This window comes from Mesorhizobium sp. M4A.F.Ca.ET.050.02.1.1 (assembly GCF_003997725.1).
In the GTDB taxonomy this organism is placed as follows: Bacteria; Pseudomonadota; Alphaproteobacteria; order Rhizobiales; family Rhizobiaceae; genus Mesorhizobium.
In genome coordinates this window covers 1-3,175 of record NZ_RZSG01000697.1, presented here as the reverse complement: position 1 = coordinate 3,175, position 3,175 = coordinate 1, and the positions used below count along the sequence as shown (strand labels likewise).

General features: G+C 64.5%; 4 protein-coding genes. All 4 read left to right on the top strand.

Going from position 1 to position 3,175, the window contains the following annotated elements:
- The first annotated feature begins 25 nt into the window (after window positions 1-25).
- The 4 genes from EOA33_RS29550 (at window position 26) to EOA33_RS29535 (ending at window position 3,129) form a co-directional block, all read left to right on the top strand.
- Window positions 26-946, top strand: a complete 921-nt coding sequence (locus tag EOA33_RS29550; protein WP_127407245.1) for a DMT family transporter — start codon at window positions 26-28, stop codon at window positions 944-946.
- 56 nt (window positions 947-1,002) lie between these two features.
- A complete protein-coding gene (gene mobA, locus EOA33_RS29545; RefSeq protein ID WP_126054509.1) occupies window positions 1,003-1,629 on the top strand; it encodes a molybdenum cofactor guanylyltransferase MobA in 627 nt (208 codons plus the stop codon).
- Complete coding sequence (gene mobB / locus EOA33_RS29540; RefSeq protein ID WP_126054508.1) at window positions 1,626-2,135, top strand: molybdopterin-guanine dinucleotide biosynthesis protein B; 510 nt, start codon at window positions 1,626-1,628, stop codon at window positions 2,133-2,135. Before mobA ends, mobB begins: the two co-directional genes overlap by 4 nt.
- A gap of 211 nt (window positions 2,136-2,346) precedes the next feature.
- Window positions 2,347-3,129, top strand: a complete 783-nt coding sequence (locus tag EOA33_RS29535; protein WP_126054507.1) for an ABC transporter substrate-binding protein — start codon at window positions 2,347-2,349, stop codon at window positions 3,127-3,129.
- Window positions 3,130-3,175 lie beyond the last annotated feature (46 nt).

Sequence of the window (3,175 nt, the reverse complement as noted above, 5' to 3'; positions counted from 1 at the left end):
ATCCAAAGCACAACCGGTGACGCCTTTGCCCCTTTCGCCAAATCTGCGCGGCGCGCTATTCATGATGGTGGCCATGGTCGGCTTTACCCTCAACGACGCGATCACCAAATTCTCCTCCGAATCGATGAACATGGCGCAGGTCATGCTGATCCGGGGGGCCTTCGCCTCGCTGTTCGTCGGCCTGCTTGCCTGGCAGCGCGGCGCGCTGGCCGCACCGCGCTCGATGCTGCAGCCGATGGTGGCGATGCGCGTGGCCGGCGAAGCCGGCGCAACGGTCTCGTTCCTGGTCGCGCTGGCGCATCTGCCGATCGCCAATGTCTCGGCTGTGCTGCAGGCGCTGCCGCTGGCGGTTACGATGGGCGCGGCGCTGTTCTTCAACGAAGGCGTCGGCTGGCGGCGCTGGCTGGCGATAGCGGTCGGTTTTGCCGGCGTGCTGGTCATCGTGCGGCCGGGCTTCGAAGGCTTCAGCGTCTATTCGCTGCTGGCGCTGACGAGCGTCGCCTGCTGCGCGGTGCGCGATCTCGCCACAAGGCGCATCCCGCAGGCGATCCCGACGCTGTTGGTGTCGACCGCCACGGCACTGGCCATGACAGTGCTGGGCGCTGCGCTGCTTGCGCCGATGGGCGGCTGGACGCCGATGAGCGGCAAGGCCACGGCGCTGCTGGCGCTGGCGGCAGTGCTGGTGCTGATCGGCTACCAATTTATCATCATGGCGATGCGCTCCGGCGACATCTCCTTCATTGCGCCGTTCCGCTACACCGCCCTGCTCTGGTCGATCCTGCTCGGCCTCGTCATCTTCGGCGATGTCCCCGACCTGCCGATGATCGTCGGCGCCGCCATCATCGTCGGCTCCGGCCTCTACGCGCTCTACCGCGAGCGCATCGTCGGCCGACGGCAGACCGCCGCCGAAAGCGCTGGACCTGACATGGCGCCGGACGGCATATAGGCCAGCCCCAAGGATCGCCGAGACTTTGCGATCCGGCAGCTAGAAGACAGCGCACGATGGACCAGAACATAGCGGGCATCATCCTGGCCGGCGGCCAGTCACGGCGCATGGGCGGCGGCGACAAGACCCTGCTTGTGCTCGGCGGCCGCAGCCTGCTCGACCACGTCGTGGCGCGCCTCGTTCCACAGGTCGGGCCGCTGGCGCTGAGCGCCAACGGCGATCCGGCGCGCTTCGCCCGGTTCGGGCTGCCGGTGCTTGCCGATACGGTGGAAGGCCACGCCGGGCCGCTTGCCGGGATACTGACCGGCATCGAGTGGGCGTCGATCGCCTGCGATGCCGTCGTCACTGTCGCCGGCGACACGCCTTTTTTCCCGAAAGATCTGATCGAGCGGCTGGCTACGGCCGCCGCCACAAAGCCCGGAGCCATCACTGTCGCCAGCTCCGGCGGCAGGCGGCATCCGACATTTGCGCTCTGGCCGCTTGGCCTGCATGACGCCTTGCGCCGGTTCCTGGTCGACGAGGACAACCGGCGGGTCTCCGCCTTCATCGACCGGCACGACGTCGTCGACGTGGAGTTTCCAATGATGGCGTCGGGCGGGCAGCAGATCGACCCGTTCTTCAACATCAACATGCCGGACGATCTTGCGATCGCCGAGCGACTGCTGCAGAGCATCGAGGAATGAACAGGCGCGTTTTTGGCATCACCGGCTGGAAGAACTCCGGCAAGACGACACTGACCGAGAAGCTGGTCGCCGAATTGGTGCGGCGCGGCTGGACGGTCTCGACGGTCAAGCACGCCCATCATGATTTCGACATCGACAAGCCTGGCGCGGACTCCTTTCGCCACCGCGAGGCCGGCGCCACCGAGGTCGCGGTCGTATCGGGCCGACGCTGGGCGCTGATGCACGAATTGCGCGATGAGGATGAGCCGACGCTGGAGGCGATCCTGGCGCGGCTGGCGCTATCCGACATCGTGCTGGTCGAAGGCTACAAGCGCGAGGCGCACAAGAAGATCGAGACGCGCCGCCTTGAGGCCAAGGACAGGACGCCGCTGTCAGTCAATGATCCAAACATCGTCGCCATCGCCGCGGACTTCGCTGCCGAAGGCGGGAGCCTGCCGGTCTTCGATCTCGACGACGTCAAATCGATAGCCGACTTCGTCGAAAGCGTCTCGGGCTTGGGGCGCTGAGCGCGCCGGCGAAACAGCTTTCAGCCGCCGCTAAACTTGTTCCCGACCTCTAACCTTGCGTCATCTTTGGCCGGGAATGCAAATCCCCAGAGCCATTGTTTTGCAGTTGCTTTTTTCGGGGAAAGAGTGGGAGTATCGCCACCAGCGGGCGGTCAAAAGCACCGCTCACAGAGCCGCATGGAACAGCGGCCGGATACATGAGAGGATTATCATGCGTATTGCACTGCGTATTGCGCTCGCCGCTTCGGCCGCGCTGCTGACGCTTGGCGTTGCCCAGGCTCAGGAAAAGACCCTGCGAATCGGCACTGAAGGCGCCTATCCGCCCTTCAACAATCTGACCGCCGACGGCCAGCTCGTTGGTTTCGACGTCGATATCGCCAAGGCGCTCTGCGACGAGATGAAGGTCAAGTGCACCTTCGTCGCCCAGGACTGGGACGGCATCATCCCGGCGCTGCAGGCCGGCAAGTTCGACGCCATCATCGCCTCGATGTCGATCACGCCCGAGCGCGCCGAAAAGGTCGATTTCACCCACAAATACTACAACACACCGCCGGCGATCGTCGCGCCGAAAGACAGCGACATCAAGGGCGTGAACAAGGAAGACCTGGCCGGCAAGACGATCGGCGTGCAGGCCGCGACCACGCATTTCAACTACGCGAGCAAGACTTACACCGACAGCACGGTCAAGCCCTATCCGACCGCGCAGGAATACCAGCTCGATCTCGCCAATGGCCGCCTCGATGCCGCTAATGACGACATCGTCGTGCTGCAGCAGTGGCTGGATTCGCCTGACGGCGCCTGCTGCAAGCTGGTCGGGGCGATCAAGCCGGTGGTCGAGATCCATGGTCCGGGCGCCGGCATTGCCGTGCGCAAGGGCGAGACCGACCTGGTCAACAAGTTCAATGCCGCGATCGACGCCATTCGGGCCAACGGAAAATACAAGGAAATCAACGACAAGTACTTCAAGTTCGACGTCTACGGCGGCGATTCCTGATCCGCCAGGGTTGACGACAGGAACGGCGGGATTTTCCCGCCGTTCC